The 16,065-nt window shown below is 58.4% G+C and carries 15 protein-coding genes; 9 read left to right on the plus strand and 6 right to left on the minus strand.

Annotation, left to right across the window (positions count from 1 at the left end; genetic code table 11):
• Nucleotides 1-102: 102 nt before the first annotated feature.
• The 4 genes from AD944_RS12945 (at nucleotide 103) to infC (ending at nucleotide 4,813) form a co-directional block, all read left to right on the plus strand.
• On the plus strand, nucleotides 103-1,020 hold the full coding sequence (locus tag AD944_RS12945; RefSeq protein WP_236709143.1) for a tetratricopeptide repeat protein: 918 nt from the start codon (nucleotides 103-105) through the stop codon (nucleotides 1,018-1,020).
• A gap of 20 nt (nucleotides 1,021-1,040) precedes the next feature.
• Nucleotides 1,041-1,982 (plus strand): glycosyltransferase family 9 protein, encoded by a 942-nt coding sequence (locus tag AD944_RS12950; protein ID WP_045541616.1) that lies wholly within the window; start codon nucleotides 1,041-1,043, stop codon nucleotides 1,980-1,982.
• Between the two features lie 204 nt (nucleotides 1,983-2,186).
• Nucleotides 2,187-4,118: a threonine--tRNA ligase gene (gene thrS / locus AD944_RS12955; protein WP_006560201.1), complete on the plus strand. Its 1,932-nt coding sequence runs from the start codon at nucleotides 2,187-2,189 to the stop codon at nucleotides 4,116-4,118.
• Between the two features lie 173 nt (nucleotides 4,119-4,291).
• On the plus strand, nucleotides 4,292-4,813 hold the full coding sequence (gene infC / locus AD944_RS12960) for a translation initiation factor IF-3 (protein WP_035382270.1): 522 nt from the start codon (nucleotides 4,292-4,294) through the stop codon (nucleotides 4,811-4,813).
• A 243-nt stretch (nucleotides 4,814-5,056) separates the two neighbouring features.
• Here infC and AD944_RS12965 read toward each other — a convergent pair whose 3' ends face one another.
• The 4 genes from AD944_RS12965 to AD944_RS12980 form a co-directional block, all read right to left on the minus strand.
• Entirely contained in the window at nucleotides 5,057-5,782 is a 726-nt protein-coding gene (locus tag AD944_RS12965; RefSeq protein ID WP_045541589.1) for an SIMPL domain-containing protein, read from the minus strand.
• A 418-nt stretch (nucleotides 5,783-6,200) separates the two neighbouring features.
• Nucleotides 6,201-6,878 (minus strand): response regulator transcription factor, encoded by a 678-nt coding sequence (locus AD944_RS12970; RefSeq protein WP_035382268.1) that lies wholly within the window; start codon nucleotides 6,876-6,878, stop codon nucleotides 6,201-6,203.
• Between the two features lie 73 nt (nucleotides 6,879-6,951).
• Nucleotides 6,952-8,076 carry an AI-2E family transporter gene (locus AD944_RS12975; protein WP_045541588.1) on the minus strand — a complete coding sequence of 375 codons (1,125 nt, stop codon included), beginning with the start codon at nucleotides 8,074-8,076 and terminating at the stop codon, nucleotides 6,952-6,954.
• Nucleotides 8,077-8,462: 386 nt separating this feature from the next.
• Nucleotides 8,463-10,361: an ABC-F family ATP-binding cassette domain-containing protein gene (locus tag AD944_RS12980; RefSeq protein ID WP_045541587.1), complete on the minus strand. Its 1,899-nt coding sequence runs from the start codon at nucleotides 10,359-10,361 to the stop codon at nucleotides 8,463-8,465.
• Nucleotides 10,362-10,490: 129 nt separating this feature from the next.
• On the opposite strand from AD944_RS12980, the gene ndk reads away from it, so the two are divergent.
• Both ndk and hpnR read left to right on the plus strand, forming a co-directional pair.
• Nucleotides 10,491-10,913 (plus strand): nucleoside-diphosphate kinase, encoded by a 423-nt coding sequence (ndk, locus tag AD944_RS12985; RefSeq protein ID WP_045541586.1) that lies wholly within the window; start codon nucleotides 10,491-10,493, stop codon nucleotides 10,911-10,913.
• A 393-nt stretch (nucleotides 10,914-11,306) separates the two neighbouring features.
• Nucleotides 11,307-12,848 (plus strand): hopanoid C-3 methylase HpnR, encoded by a 1,542-nt coding sequence (gene hpnR, locus AD944_RS12990; RefSeq protein WP_045541585.1) that lies wholly within the window; start codon nucleotides 11,307-11,309, stop codon nucleotides 12,846-12,848.
• 182 nt (nucleotides 12,849-13,030) lie between these two features.
• Here hpnR and AD944_RS12995 read toward each other — a convergent pair whose 3' ends face one another.
• Complete coding sequence (locus AD944_RS12995; protein WP_045541584.1) at nucleotides 13,031-13,711, minus strand: hypothetical protein; 681 nt, start codon at nucleotides 13,709-13,711, stop codon at nucleotides 13,031-13,033.
• An 82-nt stretch (nucleotides 13,712-13,793) separates the two neighbouring features.
• Here AD944_RS12995 and AD944_RS13000 point away from each other — a divergent pair, with 82 nt between their 5' ends.
• Together AD944_RS13000 and AD944_RS13005 are read left to right on the plus strand one after the other, a co-directional pair.
• Nucleotides 13,794-14,042, plus strand: coding sequence for a heavy-metal-associated domain-containing protein (locus tag AD944_RS13000; RefSeq protein ID WP_006560329.1), 249 nt, complete (start codon nucleotides 13,794-13,796; stop codon nucleotides 14,040-14,042).
• Between the two features lie 207 nt (nucleotides 14,043-14,249).
• On the plus strand, nucleotides 14,250-14,549 hold the full coding sequence (locus AD944_RS13005; protein WP_035382322.1) for a hypothetical protein: 300 nt from the start codon (nucleotides 14,250-14,252) through the stop codon (nucleotides 14,547-14,549).
• A gap of 27 nt (nucleotides 14,550-14,576) precedes the next feature.
• Here AD944_RS13005 and AD944_RS13010 read toward each other — a convergent pair whose 3' ends face one another.
• A complete protein-coding gene (locus AD944_RS13010; protein WP_035382261.1) occupies nucleotides 14,577-15,140 on the minus strand; it encodes an HNH endonuclease in 564 nt (187 codons plus the stop codon).
• 392 nt (nucleotides 15,141-15,532) lie between these two features.
• Between AD944_RS13010 and AD944_RS13015 the strand changes: the two genes are divergently transcribed.
• Nucleotides 15,533-16,065, plus strand: a 533-nt coding sequence (locus tag AD944_RS13015; RefSeq protein WP_248845821.1) for a glutamate--tRNA ligase family protein, incomplete at its 3' end; no start/stop codon positions are given.

The raw sequence follows: 16,065 nt of genomic DNA on the forward strand, positions 1-16,065 counted from the left end.
CTGTTAGCATGGTTTTCACGCCACAGACCACTCCGCAGTGTGCCTGCGTTGCCAAGTTGCGGGTTGACCGGTACGCAGGCTTGTTTCCCTATGGCGGGTGTGATGTCTGATTTGTCTTTTTCCGTGCGTGGTTCGGCCTTGTGCGTGCCGTTGGGGTTGGGGCTGTTGCTGGTGGCCCAGCCAGCCCGCGCCCTGCCGCAGGCGGATAAAACGCTCAGCACCCTCCATGTTCATGAACAACCCCGTGCGGCGTCTCCTGGGCAGGCAGGTGATCGCTCCGCCACCCCCGGGGCAGGGCATGCAGCGGCTGCATGGACGGCTGATGCGTGTCTGGCCATGGTGGGGGAAGATCCGTTTGGCGCACGGGATTACGCGCAGGACTGGCTGCACCATGGGGGAGATCGCGCAGCCCGGCACTGCCATGCTCTGGCGCTGATTGAACTGGGGGACGAGCAGACAGCCGCGCAGGAACTGGATGATCTGGTGACCAAGGAGCCATTTTCCGGGCCGGATAGTTCGGCCAGTGTGCGGGCCATCATGGCGGTAGAGGCCGTGGATGCGTGGCTTGCCGCCGGGATGCCGCAGAATGCAGTGCGGGTGGCGGATTACGCCCTTGCCATTCGCCCCGGAGATGAGGCGCTGAGTGTCGCCAAGGCCCGGGCCCTGCTGGAACTGAACAACCCGCAGGCGGTGGTGGCGGAACTGGGCGCATTGGTGGCGCATACCCCCACAGCGGGAGCAGAGGCTTATGTGCTTCTTGCCTCGGCCGAGCGGCGATGCGGCCAGTTGGACAAGGCGCGGGAGCATGTGGCCCTTGCCCTTGCGCGTGCGCCAGAAAACCCTGCTGCCCTGCTTGAGGAAGGGATCATCCGCGAGCAGGTGGGCGATGCCGTGGGCGCACGGACAGACTGGCAGCGTGTGCTTGATCTGGCCCCGGATGGGCATGAGGCCGACTTGGCCCGGCAGGATCTGGCTGTGCTGGCGGCAGATCCTGATGCTGCGGATGCGGAGTCTCCGTGAAAACGCAAGGGCAGGGTGTCATGCGGGGCGGGCCACAGAAGACGGAGCCAGAGCGTATTCTGGTGATCCGGCTAGGCGCGCTGGGAGATTTTGTGCAGAGCTTTGGTCCGTTTCAGGCCATCCGGCAGGCGCACCCGCATGCTCATATCACGCTCCTGACCACGCGACCATTTGCGGAATTAGGCAGGCTCGCGCCGTGGTTTGACGCGGTCGAGGTGGATGCTCGTTCCCGCTGGCGCAACCTGAAAGGGGTCATGGCTCTGCGCGCGCAGTTGCACGGGTATGATCGGGTTTATGATCTTCAGACCTCTGGCCGCACGGCCCGGTATTTCTGGCTGGCGGGTCGGCCGGAGTGGTCAGGCCATGTGGCGCACGCCGCACTGGCTCATGCCAATCCATGGCGGGATGACATGCACACCCGCGCCCGCCAGCGTGATCAGCTGCGCATGGCCGGGATTGAGGATGTACCTGTGCAGCCGGATGTAAGCTGGCTGGCTGGAAGAGGGCCGCATCTTCCATCCCCTTACGCTGTGCTGGTGCCCGGGGCTGCGCCGCATCGGCCTGCCAAGCGCTGGCCTGCGCGCCGTTACGGAGAACTGGCGCAGAAAATGGTGGCGCAGGGGCTTCTGCCCGTGGTGGTGGGGGGCGCGGCGGATAAACCGCTTGCCGAAATGATCCGCCAGTTATGCCCGCAAGCCCTTGATCTGACCGGCCAGACCAGCCTGCCAGATCTGGCCGGTGTTCTGGGCCGTGCCGCAGTGGCCGTGGGGAATGATACTGGCCCCATGCATGTGGCCGCCCTGATGGGGTGCCGTTGTGTGGTGCTGTTCTCTGCCGAGAGCAATCCGGCCCTTACCGCGCCTTTAGGGGCCGCGCCGGGGCAGGTTTGTGTGCTTTCTGTGCGTGATCTGGCTCTACTTTCTGTTGATAGGGTTGCAGCCGCGCTCTCGTGGCGTCATTAAGAGGCTTGTTTGAGACACCTGTCAGCGTGGTCTGGCGGGGCTTTTTGCGTCTGAATGCGTTGGCTTTTTGTCCCGGTGTTTCGCATCGGGCTTTCAAAATCCATCCTTTCAGCCCCCAAGCCCTCTCCCTGCCGCCGGTTGCGGGTGTATCAGACGGTTTCTGAACGTTTTTTTTTCATCTTTTCAGTATTCTGGAGTTCTTCCATGCCTGCCATCACCTTGCCCGACGGATCCGTTCGCAGTTTTGACGGGCCGGTAACGGGCACGACCATCGCCGGGTCAATCGGCCCCGGTCTGGCCAAGGCGGCGCTTGCCATGGAAGTAAATGGGGCGTTGCAGGATATCAGCCGTCCGATTGAACAGGACGCATCCATCCGCTTCATTACCCGCAAGGACCCGGAATCGCTGGAAATGATCCGGCATGACGCGGCCCACGTGCTGGCCGAGGCCGTGCAATCCCTGTTCCCCGGAACTCAGGTCACCATCGGGCCGTCCATTGAAAACGGTTTCTATTACGATTTTTACCGCAACGAGCCGTTCAGCCCGGAAGACTTTGCCGCCATTGAAGCGCGGATGAAGGAAATTGTGGCCAACGCAGAACCGTTTGTGCGGGAAGTGTGGCCACGGGATAAAGCCATTGCCTTCTTTGAAGAAAAAGGCGAGCGCTTCAAAGCCGAACTGATCCGTGATCTGCCGGAAGATGAAGACATTTCCATCTACCGTCAGGGCGAATGGCTGGATCTGTGCCGTGGGCCGCACCTGCGCTCCACCAAGGATGTGGGCACCGCTTTCAAGCTCATGAAGGTGGCCGGGGCCTATTGGCGTGGGGACCATCGCAACCCCATGCTGACCCGCATTTACGGCACGGCGTGGCGTGACCAGAAGGAGCTGGATGCACACCTGCACCAGCTTGAAGAAGCTGAACGGCGCGACCACCGCCGCATCGGGCGGGAAATGGATCTGTTCCATTTTCAGGAAGAAGCCGTGGGCCAGATTTTCTGGCACGCCAAGGGCTGGCGTCTGTATTCCGCGTTGCAGGACTATATGCGCCGGGCCCAGACCCGCAACGGCTATCAGGAAGTGCGCACGCCGCAACTGGTGGACCGCGCCCTGTGGGAGGCCTCCGGCCACTGGGACAAATACCGCCACCACATGTTTGTGGCCACGGTTGAGGATGAGGACAAGACACTCGCCCTCAAGCCCATGAACTGCCCGTGCCATGTGCAGATTTTCCGCCATGGCCTGCGGTCCTACCGTGAGTTACCCTTGCGCATGGCGGAATTTGGGGCCTGCCACCGGTATGAACCTTCAGGCGCGCTGCACGGCCTGATGCGTGTGCGTGGCTTTACGCAGGATGACGCCCATATCTTCTGCACCGAAGACCAGATTGCTGATGAAACTGTAAAGTTCGTGCACATGCTGCATGCGGTTTACAAGGATCTGGGCTTTGAACATGTGCGCGTGAAGTTTGCTGATCGCCCTGAACAGCGGGCCGGAAGTGACGCCACGTGGGACAAGGCGGAAAGCGCGCTGAAAGAAGCCTGCACCGTGGCTGGCGTGGACTATGAATATAACCCCGGTGAAGGCGCGTTCTACGGGCCGAAGCTGGAGTTTGTGCTGCGTGACGCCATTGGGCGGGACTGGCAGTGCGGCACCTTGCAGGTCGATCTGGTTCTGCCGGAACGACTCGATGCCAGCTATATCGGTGAGGACTCCGCGCGGCACCGCCCGGTCATGCTGCATCGCGCCATTCTGGGGTCCTTTGAGCGGTTCCTGGGTATCCTGATCGAACAGCATGCGGGCCGCTTCCCGCTGTGGCTGGCGCCTGTGCAGGTTGTGGTGGCCTCCATTGTGAGTGATGCCGCACCCTATGCCGAGGAAGTGACAGCCGCCCTTCGGGAGGCTGGTCTGGCGGCTGAGGCTGACGTGCGGAACGACAAGATCAACGCCAAGATTCGTGAGCACAGCGTGGCGCGTGTGCCGGTTATTCTGGTTGTTGGCCGACGTGAGGCAGAGCAGCGCACCGTGGCTATGCGGCGGTTGGGCAGCACGGATCAGGAAAATCTGGGCTTTGATGAGGCCGTTACCCGTCTTGCCGCAGAGGCCACACCGCCGGATATGCGCAAAAAAATGTAAAAACCAGGGTGCGATCTGGAACAAGGCAGGGATGACGGCGTTTTCTGCGCGGACACGCTTGATAAATGCCCCGGAATTGCGCACATAATACTGTGCAGAGCGGAAGCACCCAAGCGGGTGCTTTTGTTTGTTTATTGAATCCATGACAGGAGCTGACCATAGCCAGACCCCCTATTCCCGCGCCGCCCACCCGCGAGGGACCACGTGTTAACGAGGAGATCCGTGTACCGCAGGTTCGTCTGATTGACGAAAACGGCGAGATGGCCGGTGTATTGACCACCCGTGATGCGCTTGCGCGTGCTTACGGCGTTGGGCTTGATCTTCTTGAAATCAGCCCGAACGCTGAGCCGCCCGTTGCCAAGATTCTGGATTACGGGAAGTTCAAGTACGAGCAGCAGAAAAAGCGCAACGAAGCCCGCAAGAAGCAGAAGGTTATCGAAATCAAGGAAGTCAAGGTTCGTCCGAATATCGACGAAAATGACTACCAGGTTAAGATGCGTTCCGTGAAAAGCTTCCTGGGGGATGGCGATAAGGTCAAGGTGACCCTCCGCTTCCGTGGGCGTGAAATGGCGCATCAGGAACTGGGGATCAAGGTTCTTGAGCGTATCCGCACGGAAATGGATGAACTGGCCAAGGTGGAGCAGATGCCGCGCCTTGAAAACCGCCAGATGATCATGGTGCTCGCACCGCGGTAACAGGGGGCAGGACGGCCTGTCAGAGACCTCTCAGGCTTGTGTCTGACTGATATAAAAAAGCGCGTTGTGCAGGATCTTGCACAACGCGCTTTTTTGTTGAGGGGTAGTTCTGGTTGCGGCCTTTTGGCGGAAGATCCTGCAAGTCTGGTAGCACGTCCCTTTCGGTTGGCCGGTAGAACCAATGGCGTGAGAGTTGGGCCTACCGGATAAGCGGGGAAGAGGTGCGTTTGCGTTCTTCTCAGTTCAGGGGGCCAGAAGTACTGTGGCGTTGGCGGAAGCGCGGACCGTCTGCGTTTCCATAGTGCTGGAAGGCGGGGGAGCAGCATCCGCAACGCTACGGGCGGCCATGGCGGCCATGAACATAGGGCGCGGAAACGGCGTGCCAGAAACAGAGACCGTGACAAAACGCACCACATGGAGCCCAAGGGACGCGGCCAGAGTCTCGGCCTGTTTTTTTAGATCAGCAACAGCCGCTTTTTCGGCTTCCAGCAGAAGGGTTTGCTGCTTCTGCGGAGAAAGGGACCATTCCAGCCCTTCCAGAAGCAGACCATTGGCCTGAAGTTTTCCGGTCAGGGGCAGCAGGGTTTTGCCGTCTGGCGCGGTGAAGGTCATGGTTTGGCTGGCGGACCATGAGGACGCCTGCTTTTCCTTTTCGCCGCGAATTTCAGAGACCGAATAATGCAGAATGGCTGCGGTTACGCCACCAGCCTGCTCGGCAAGTTCAGCGGCCTTATGCACCTGTGTGTTAACGGCCTGCTGGGCGGCGGCAGCACTGCTATCGCGGCTTTGGGCACGGAAGCTGGCGGTAAGCTGATCCGGTGGAGCTTCCACTGAGCCCGAGCCTGTCAGGTCCAGTTTGGTATAAGAGTCTTCGGCTTTACTGTCCTGTGCATGGGCCGGCCCAATGCTGAACATGGCCATGGCGCAAGCGACCGGGGCTGCGTAGCGGAGAGAAAAGAAGCGGCTCATGGCAGATATTGTCCTTATTTTATAGCGCGGCAAAGACAGCAATACTGGCCAGGAAAGAGGATCTTTCAAACCAGCCCCACCGCAACGTTCTGAAACAGTCTTCATTTTCAATATTACAGGACATCCATGGCGGAAATCTGGAGAGCATGCCTTTTTTACGTCTGTTTCGGCGAATGGAAGAGAAGAAGCGGGAAAGGGACGGGAGAAACCGTGTGCAGAGGGGAATGGTAGAGGGTGCCGGATCTGGCGTGTGTATCTGCGCAGACAGTTAACCTTGGTTGCCGGTTTCCGAATGTATTTTCAGATAAGGGAGAGAGTGCGCCGCCGCGGGGTTCGCAGCGGCGCTTATGCGAGTAAGTTGCAACAAACAGAGTAAAGTTACTCCCGCTTTGGGAGGACTGCTCTGTTTACGGAAAACCTATTCCTGAAGCATGTAGCCAGCGTTGCGCACAGTATGCACCAACGGACGACCGAAGGGTTTATCGATCTTTTGCCGCAGGCGGGAGACATGCACGTCAATCACGTTGGTCTGCGGGTCAAAATGGTAATCCCACACGCCTTCCAGCAGCATGGTGCGGGTAACCACCTGCCCTGTGTGGCGCATCAGAAATTCCAGCAGCCGGAATTCACGCGGCTGAAGGTCTATCCTCTGTCCGGCCCGTTTCACACCGCGGGACAGCAGATCAATTTCCAGATCTCCTACCGTCAGGCGGGTCTGGGGCTGGATTTCGTTTCTGCTGCGGCGGACCAGCGCCTCAACGCGGGCTTCCAGTTCGGCAAAGGAAAACGGTTTGGTGACGTAATCGTCCGCGCCAGCCTTAAGGCCAGCCACCTTGTCTTCCACCTCTGCCAGAGCGGAGAGCATAAGCACCGGAGTCAGGTTGCCTTGCCCGCGCAGGGTTTTGATAAGGTGCAGGCCGTCCACTCCATGGGGGAGCAGACGGTCTAGAATGACGATGTCAAATTTTTCATTGATGGCTAGCGCAAGGCCATCTTTGCCGTTGTCAGCCTGCTCTACCAGATGTCCGGCCTCTGATAAGCCTTTGGCGATGAAATTTCTGACCGTGAGGTCGTCTTCGATAACAAGAATGCGCATTACCTGAACTTTGACTCCGGAACGAATTACCAAAAGATTACGGTCTTCCTACTCCAGTGTCACGATAGCGTGTCTATACGCGTTCGTCCTCTCCTAACGGGGGTGTCAGGCCATCAAAAATGGCAAGAAGTGCAGCAGTGAGAGGCGAGGCGAAGATCAAACCCGGAAAGCCGAGGATGGCACCGAATAAGGTTTGCGAAAGAATGGTAATGGCTGGGGGCATCTGCACAGCATGGCGCTGGATGACGGGGGCGAGAATATTCCCCTCTACAAACTGGATGACGCTATAAAGCGCCGCCACCATTATGGTTTCGCGCGTGCCAAGAGAAAGTGCCAGCAGCAGGGCAGGCACCGCCCCCATGATCGCCCCGATATACGGGATAAAGTTACACAGGCCCGCCAGCACGCCCAGCGCCAGCGCCAGAGGTACCCCGATAAACCACAGTCCAATGCCCGAAAGCGTGCCTACCACCAGCATGTCCAGAGACTGCCCGGCCACCCACGCCCACAGGCTCTGGCCTGCGCGCAGCATCAGGGCTTTGGCGCGGGGGCGCTGGGTTACGGGCACCAGCCGGAGCGCGCCGTTGGCATAAAGTGAGGGAGACATGGCAAAATACAGGCCAGCAATCAGAATGACCACAATGGTGCCCAGTGCGCCAAACGCGGAGCCCACAATGCCCGTCATGGAGCCTGCAATGCGCGACCCCAGAGAAGCGAGACTGCTGCCGCCACCCTGTTTCCCGCCAAGAGAGGCAGGCAGGTAATTCAGAATCATCTGGCCGGTAGGACTGCTCTCCAGCGTTGCGCGGAGAGAGGTTTCCTGCTGGTGCAGCGCATCCTGCAGGCGTGAGACCTCACTGACAATGGCCGGTCCACTGCCCCAGATCAGCAGCGCCACGGCCGCAATCAACCCAACCGTGACAGCCGAGAGCGCCCAACCGTACCGCATGTGCAGATGTTTCACGAGAATACGCGACAGACCATGCAGAACCACGGCAAACAGTGTGGCGGCAAAAATAACGGTCAGAACATCACCCAGCAGCCAGACCGTCAGGGCAATGACGGCAAGGGCTAGCGTCAGACGGAGAATATGCGTGATGCTGCCCAGCCATGCGGCGGGGCTGTTATCAGCATTCGGAGCAGGGAGCGGCGTATCTGTTGCAGTATCTACAGTGGAAGAAGAAGAGTCGGACGTCATAAAAAAGGCTCTTTCACAATAAGGCGTAGGTCAGACAACGGCAGAACAGGCGCCCTGGGTGCATTACGGACTGTAATAAAGTCAGATATTCCGTAAGGGAGTGTCATTTTTGAAACAATTTGCGGGATGTATTCCCTAAACCATTGCAGAAATGTCTGGCGGGAAAGAGCTGGCACTTCAAGGACTTTTCCTGCGCCCCTGTTGTAGAAGGACAAGGAGTGGACGGAAGAACATTGCAGGATGCGTCCTGAATACAGGTGCAGAAAGCCGCAGACTCACGGAAACAGACGGTGAGGATAAGGACGCACGATAGTAAGAGAGGCCGTGAAAAATATGCCGAGCAGCAGGAGGGCTAGCCCCGATAGGAGGCCGCCTTGCTGCCTCATTCAGTCTTCCTCGGCGTTGGCGGCTTCCAGTTCCGCTTCGGCTTCCAGCCAGCGTTCTTCAACCTCTGCCTGTTCTTTGCCAATGGCGGCCAGCCGGGTGTTCAGGCGGGTGACATCTTCTGCCTTGCCATCCGTATAAAGGGCGGGGTCTGCCAGCGATGCTTCTATCTTGGTGCGTTCGGTGGCCAGTTTGGCCAGCCGGGATTCGGCATCCTTGATGATCTTGCGCAGGGGGGCCTGCGCCTTGCGGGCCTCTGCCCGTTCGCGCCTGTCATCCTTCCTGCTTTGCTGGGAGGCTGTGTCCTGCTGTTTGGCGCTGCGGTTGGCGGAGCGGTTCTGTTCAATCAGCCAGCTTTTGTATTCCGCCATATCGCCTTCAAAAGGCGTCACTTTGCCATCTGCCACCAGCCACAGGCGGTCTGCCATCAGTTCCACCAGATGCGGATCATGGCTGATAAGCAGCACGGCGCCCTCAAATTCGGAAAGGGCACGCACCAGCGCATCTCGCGCATCCAGATCAAGATGGTTGGTCGGTTCGTCCAGAATCAGCAGTTGGGGCGCATCCCGTGTGGCCAGCGCCAGCAGAAGGCGGGCTTTTTCACCACCCGAGAGGTCGCGCACAGGGGTTTCTGCCCGGTCCGCATCCAGCCCGAAGCGGGCAAGCTGGGCACGGATAACGGGGGGCAGCGCTTTGGGCAGGGCGCGGGCCATATGGTCTATCGGGGTATCATTCAGCACCAGTTCTTCGGCCTGATGCTGGGCAAAATAGCCGATCTTCAATCGCGGATTGCGTTCCAGCGTGCCTGAGAGTGGTTCAAGTCGCCCCGCCACCAGTTTGGCGAAGGTGGATTTCCCGTTACCGTTGGCCCCCAGCAGAGCAATACGGTCTTCCATATCCAGCCGCAGCGAGATGTTGGAGAGCACAGGCTTGCCGCCATAGCCCACACTCACGCGGTTCATGGTCAGCATGGGGGGCGGAAGCTGTTCCGGCTCAGGGAAGGCAAAGCGAGTGGGCGCATCTTCCACCACGGCTTCAATGGCGGGCAGCTTTTCAAGCGCTTTCAGCCGTGCCTGTGCCTGCCGGGCTTTGGTGGCCTTGGCGCGGAAGCGGTCTACAAAGGACTGCATATGGGCACGCTGGGCCGCAATTTTTTCTGCCTGCCGGGCCTGTTGCAGGGCGTGCTCGGTGCGGATTCGTACAAAATTTTCGTATCCGCCGGGGGTCAGGGTCAGTTTGCCTTTGTCCAGATGGGCAATGGCATCCACACACGAATCCAGAAGGCCGCGATCATGGCTGACAATCAGCGCCGCACCGGCGAATCGGATCAGCCATGTTTCCAGCCAGAGCGTGGCTTCAAGGTCCAGGTGGTTGGTTGGTTCGTCCAGCAGCAGCAGGTCGGGCTCCAGAAACAGCGCCGTAGCCAGAGACACACGCATCCGCCAGCCGCCCGAAAAGTCTGACACAGGGCGAAGCTGGGCTTCTGCGTTAAACCCAAGACCCGCCAGAACCGAAGCCGCACGGGCAGGGGCGCTCTCCGCCCCGATGGCGCGCAGGCGTTCGTGAATTTCGGCAATGCGCACGGGGTCTGTTGCGGTTTCAGCCTCGGTCAACAGGGCCGTGCGCTCGGTGTCTCCGGCCAGAACCGTCTCGATCAGCGAGGCACCATCGGCTGGAGCTTCCTGCTTCACACGGGCCATGCGTGCGCGGGCAGAGAGGCGGATTTCCCCGCCATCTGGCGCAATATCGCCCGCAATGGCAGCCAGTAGGGTGGATTTTCCGGCACCGTTGCGCCCCACAAGCCCAACCTTGCGGCCTGGCTCTATAGAGAGGTCAGCCTGATCAAGCAGGGTGCGGCCTGCAATGCGGAGGGTAAGGTCTGAGATGACAAGAAGACTCAACGGGGCTCTCGTTTCTGCTGCAAGTGTCGTTTGATGAGGGAAGTACCTACCAGCCTGCGCGAATATGCTCTAGAGGAGCAGGCTGAAAGGCCGCGTTTCTGGCGGCTGAACCACAGAGGAGAACCCAAGATGGCGACAGAACGCACTCTTTCCATCATTAAGCCCGACGCAACCCGCCGCAACCTGACCGGCAAGATTAACGCCGTGTTTGAAGACGCTGGCCTGAAAATTGTGGCTCAGAAGCGCGTGCAGCTGACCCCGGCCCAGGCTGGCGCTTTCTACGCTGTGCACAAGGAACGCCCGTTCTACAACGATCTGGTGTCCTTCATGATCTCCGGCCCGGTTGTGCTGCAGGTTCTGGAAGGCGAAAACGCCGTTGCCAAAAACCGCGACGTGATGGGCGCTACGGACCCGAAAAAGGCCGAAGCCAGCACCATCCGCGCTCAGTTTGCTGAAAGCATTGAAGCAAACTCCGTGCACGGTTCTGACAGCGCAGAAAACGCTGCCAATGAAATCCGCTTCTTCTTTGCGGAAACCGAAATTCTTCCCTGAGAAGAATTGAGGCACCGCGCCTGATGCCCTGAACAGGGCGCAGGCACGGTTCAGCAACAGGCCCGGCCGGGCATTCTGCGCATGATGCGTCAGGATGCCGGGTGCGGGCCTGTTCTGTTTTTGGGCCTGTGCTGCACGCAGAAGTTATAAGTGACATGCATCCACGGATCGGCGCGTGCGTTTTATAAGACGGCCAAAAGTAAAATCTTTCAAATCAAGGCATTATTGTCTTTTTTGATACACCTTTCAGCAAGGTGGCCGTCAGATGCATGGGTGATGGCAGGTTGTCTCCATGTTCCCGCAGGCGAATAGTTTATAGTTTGCGCCTTCAACTCTTGCTGACACATTCGGCCCGATGCTGCGTTTGCATCTGCCGCTACCGAAAGGAATGGCATGAAAGTTCTGGCGGTTCATCCCAGTGCTCTGATGTACACAAAAGTGTTTCTCAGGCTCGAACCTCTTGGCCTGGAACTGGTGGCCGGGGCGGCGCGTGATGCCGGGCACGATGTCCGGATTATTGATCTACAGGTTGAGACCCATAAGGATTACTGGAAGCTGGTGCATGATTTCCAGCCTGATGCGGTCTGTTTTTCAGGCAGTTATCTGGCCAATGTACCGGAAATTATTGATCTCTGCCGCGCAACGCGCCTGCATTATCCCAATATTTTCCAGTTCATTGGAGGGCACTCCGTCTCTTTTATCGCGCGGGATGTGCTGGCGCTGTCTGAAGGGGCGGTCAACTGCATCCTGAAAGGGGAGGGTGACGCATCCGTTGGCACGCTGCTGAAGGCGGTGGAAGACGGTACGGATATTCTGGAAGTGCCTGGTGTGGTCACCATGGATGGGGAAGGCCCGCCGCCCATTTTTGTGAAATCCCTTGATGATATCCGCCCTGCGCGTGATCTTCTGCGGCACCGTAACAAGTATTTTATCGGCACGCTTGATCCGGCGGCGTCTATCGAATTTGCGCGTGGTTGCCCGTGGGACTGCACATTCTGTTCCGCCTGGACCTTCTATGGTCGCTCCTACCGCACCGCCAGCCCGCAGGTGATTGCGGATGAGCTGGAGGAGATCAAGGAGCCGGGTATCTTCATTGTGGATGACGTGGCCTTTGTGCATGAAGAGCACGGCATGGCCATTGCCAATGAGATCAAGAAACGTGGCATCAAGAAAGAATACTACCTTGAAACCCGTGCAGACGTGCTGCTGCGCAACAAAGAAGTGTTCAAGGTCTGGAGCGAAATTGGTCTTTCCTACATCTTCATCGGTATGGAAGCGGTGGATGAGGAAGGGCTGAAGCAGTTCCGCAAACGCGTTTCTCTCGACAAGAATTTTGAAGCGCTGGATTACGCCCGTTCACTAGGTCTGATTGTGGCGATCAACATTATTGCTGACCCCGATTGGGACCGTAGCCGCTTTGAAGCCGTGCGCCAGTGGTGTCTGGAAATTCCGGAAATTGTGAATATTTCCGTCACCACCCCCTATCCGGGCACGGAAATCTGGCACAGGGAAGCGCGCCGCCTGACCACGCGTGACTATCGCCTGTTTGATATTCAGCACGCTGTTCTGCCCACCAAGCTGCCACTGCCTGAGTTTTATGAGGAACTGGTGAAAACCCAGCAGGTGCTCAACACCAAGCATATGGGGTGGCAGGCGCTCAAGGATACCGCAGGCATTGCCGGACGGCTGCTCCTGAAGGGGCAGACCAACTTTGTGAAGATGCTGTGGAAGTTCAACTCGGTCTTCAACCCGCAGTTGCAGCTTGCTGACCATATGCGCAAGGCCCGTTACCTGATGCCGATCCAGCCCGATGTGGTGAAATCCATCGACCGCAAGGATCTGTATGTGCACGGCCCCGGTGGACGCAAAACCCGTGCGCTGGATGACAAGACAGAAAAGTTTGTGGACGAAACCCGGATGGGCGAAAACGTCTGAACGGAAAACGAAACAGCCACGTGAGACCTGCCGGAGCCTGTTGACACAGGCCCCGGTCTAGTCAGCACGCTTCAGACGTTCAGACGTTCAGACGTTCAGACGTTCAGACGTTCAGACGTTCAGACGTTCAGACGTTCAGACGTTCAGACGTTCAGACGATCAGACGATCAGACGGGGCGCGGTCAGTTTTTAGTCTGGTCGTCCGGCATGTCAGGCGGCGGAAAGTGGAAGGCCGCGCTGGTATAGGTTTCAATCACGGCACTGAGTGGCAACCCATCGGGCTGATGCAGCACGGCCTGATGGCGCAGGGTTTGCGGTGGCAGATCCAGAGTCTCGCCTGTCCCGGAGGGGATAGGGGTGTTTTCCCATCCCTGTGGCAGAGGGGACCATAGCCGTTCTGCCACCACCAACTGCCGGGTGAATGCGAGATCTGCAATGGCACGGCCGAATGGGGTGTCTGTGGTTTCCAGCGCTGTGTTCATCTTTGTCGTCAGGCGCTCAGGCAGATACCAGTTTTCTGCGTCGGATAGTACCAGACTGCCGCACATCAACCGCACATGCCGATAGCGCAGAGCCTTCTCTCCTTGTGCGGGAAGGGCCAGATGCACACGTAAACTATCTGGGCACGGGCGCTGGGGGGTATCCACAAGAATTGCTCTGACAGCGGGTGCGGCAGGCGTGCCTCCGGCAAGGTGATGGGTGCGGCACCAGTGTTCCAGTGTGCGGGTGGCGCTGTCTGTGGTGAGCAGCGCGTTATCCAGCATGTTCAGCAAAGCTGTGAGCATCAGCCGGTGGGGCGCGGTATCTCGCCAGGCAGACGGAAGCGCGGAAGCCGATGGGGAAACAGAGCGAATTTTCTGCATAGGCTGGTTTTATCGCACCTGTGGCACGGCGCACAGGGGATGAAAGTAAGGACCCCGCTTTAGGCAGGCCAATAAGTGCGGTATGCTGCATGCAGTCATGACAAAATGGGAGGCGAATGGACTTATGGCTACGGCAAGTTTCATTGTCGAAGGAATGTCCTGCGACGGGTGTGTTTCTGCCATCAAGCGCGCGCTGGCCGCCGTGGATGGGGTGCAGGATACGGATGTCAATCTGGCAACCGGGGAAGTGAAGATTCAGTATGACCCTCAGCGGGCTGGAACGTCTTCCCTACAGAACGCCATTCGGGGTGCCGGGTACGACGTAAGCTGATGCATTGTGGCTCTCATTATGGGGCCAGAACGTGCGGATAACATCCGGTGCAGTAAAGTCCTCCTTGGGCATGACATGTCATGCGGTGTGCACGGGGGGGATGTGCCAGCCGGTGCTCTATGCTGCGTGCAGCAGGCGTGGCAATGTGACGCCGGTAAGGCTGGGGCAAAAGCCCCATGGCGCACGGAAATGGTGAGTTTGGTGGGAATGCGAGCAAAAAAGACCCTCGGCCTTGGCATGATGCTGGGTGGATTGGCGCTGCTGGGCGGCTGTTCTTCTGAAATTGGACGGGTGCCGCTGCTGGATACGGATGTGTCCTGCCTGCGCAAGCAGATGAAGGGCCCCATGTTTCTCAGCTTTCCGCTTGCAGCCAATACCTGCCAGCGTATGAGCAACCATAATCTGGTGTTGGGTGAGAAAAACGCACACCCGCTGCCCCTGAACCTGAAAGATGCGCCAGACCTGCAAAAGCAGGCGGATGAATACGGTTACAGCTATACCAAATAAGCGCCGAAAGGCGGTTGGGCTGTTGCCCTAGCTTTCCAGTTCCGTGTCCCAATACAGGTAATCACGCCAGCTTTCGTGCAGATAGTTTGGCGGGAAAGCGCGCCCGTTATCCTGTAACTGCCATGATGTAGGCCGTGCAGGCCGTGCGCGGGGCAGCATGCCAATAACATGCGGCAGATGCGGGCCTTTGCGCAGATTACAGACACCGCAGGCCGTTACCACGTTTTCCCACGTGGTGCGCCCACCCTTGCAGCGCGGAATCACGTGGTCAAATGTCAGATCATGTGTGGGGAATTTGTCACCGCAATACTGGCAGGAAAAATTATCCCGCAGGAAAACATTGAAGCGGGTAAAAGCTGGTTTCCGGGCGGCTGGAACGTAGTCTTTCAGCGCAATAACGCTGGGGAGGCGGAAGGTGCGGTGGGGGGAATGAACTTCAGCATCATATTCGCTCAGGACAGAAACCCGGTCCAGACACACGGCCTTCATTGTGTCCTGCCAAGACCAGAGCGAGAGCGGAAAGTAAGAGAGCGGACGAAAATCCGCATTAAGGACCAGTGCCGGAAAATTCAGCGTACTGCCATCAGCCAAAACCCGCCTCCCTGTTTCTCGTGAGGGCGCAGCTTCAACACTGGCGTTATAAACTCTGAGCGGAACGCCGTTGGAGGTGCGTCGTCGAGATCACTTTGTGTCAACAGTATTGCAGATAACCGGGCTTGCAGCAAGAAAACGCGCAAGTATTTCATAAAACAGTATTATTTCTCTATTGGCGTCATCTGGAGGCTGTTTGAAAAATCTGTCAGGGTGGTCGGGCAGGCGTGTTTGTGGCTGATTGTCTTGGTGTGTCGTTTCGATGCCAGCCACCCTGCTGGCACATCTGGTTTTTCAGCCCCGGAGGGCGGTTATCGGCCTTCAGATGCCGGCGTTTCAAACGGCATTTTGGTGGGAAGGGATTGTTGCAGACTGTAAAGGGGAAAGTGTGAATGTGGGTCACCCGTTTTGCACCGAGTCCAACCGGGTTCCTGCATCTTGGCCATGTGGCGTCGGCTTTGTTCGGGTGGCGATACGCAAAACCGGGCGGTCGTTGGCTGGTGCGGATGGAGGATATTGATCCGCAACGCTGCCGCGCTGAATACGCTACCGCCATTCTGGAAGATCTGGACTGGTTGGGCCTGAAGCCGGATGGCGCGGTGCTGTATCAGTCGGCCCGCATGACCGCTTATGCCCGCACGCTGGCGGAGCTTGACCGGCTGGGGGTGTTGTATCCGTGCTTTTGCACTCGCTCGGAAATCGCACGGGAACAGGCGGGCATGTTCTCCGCCCCACATACTGCCCCGGATGGCAGTCTGCTCTATCCCGGAACCTGCCGTCACCTCAGCGGGCCGGAGCGGGCGCGGCGTCTGGCGGAAGGCAAGCCACACGTTCTGCGGTTGGATATGGAAAAAGCACTTGCCTTGGTGCGTGAAAAAGCCAGCCTGGAAGCAGAAGCAGAAGCAGAAGCAGAAGCAGAAGCAGA

The organism is Acetobacter tropicalis (assembly GCF_001580915.1).
Classification (GTDB): domain Bacteria; phylum Pseudomonadota; class Alphaproteobacteria; order Acetobacterales; family Acetobacteraceae; genus Acetobacter; species Acetobacter tropicalis.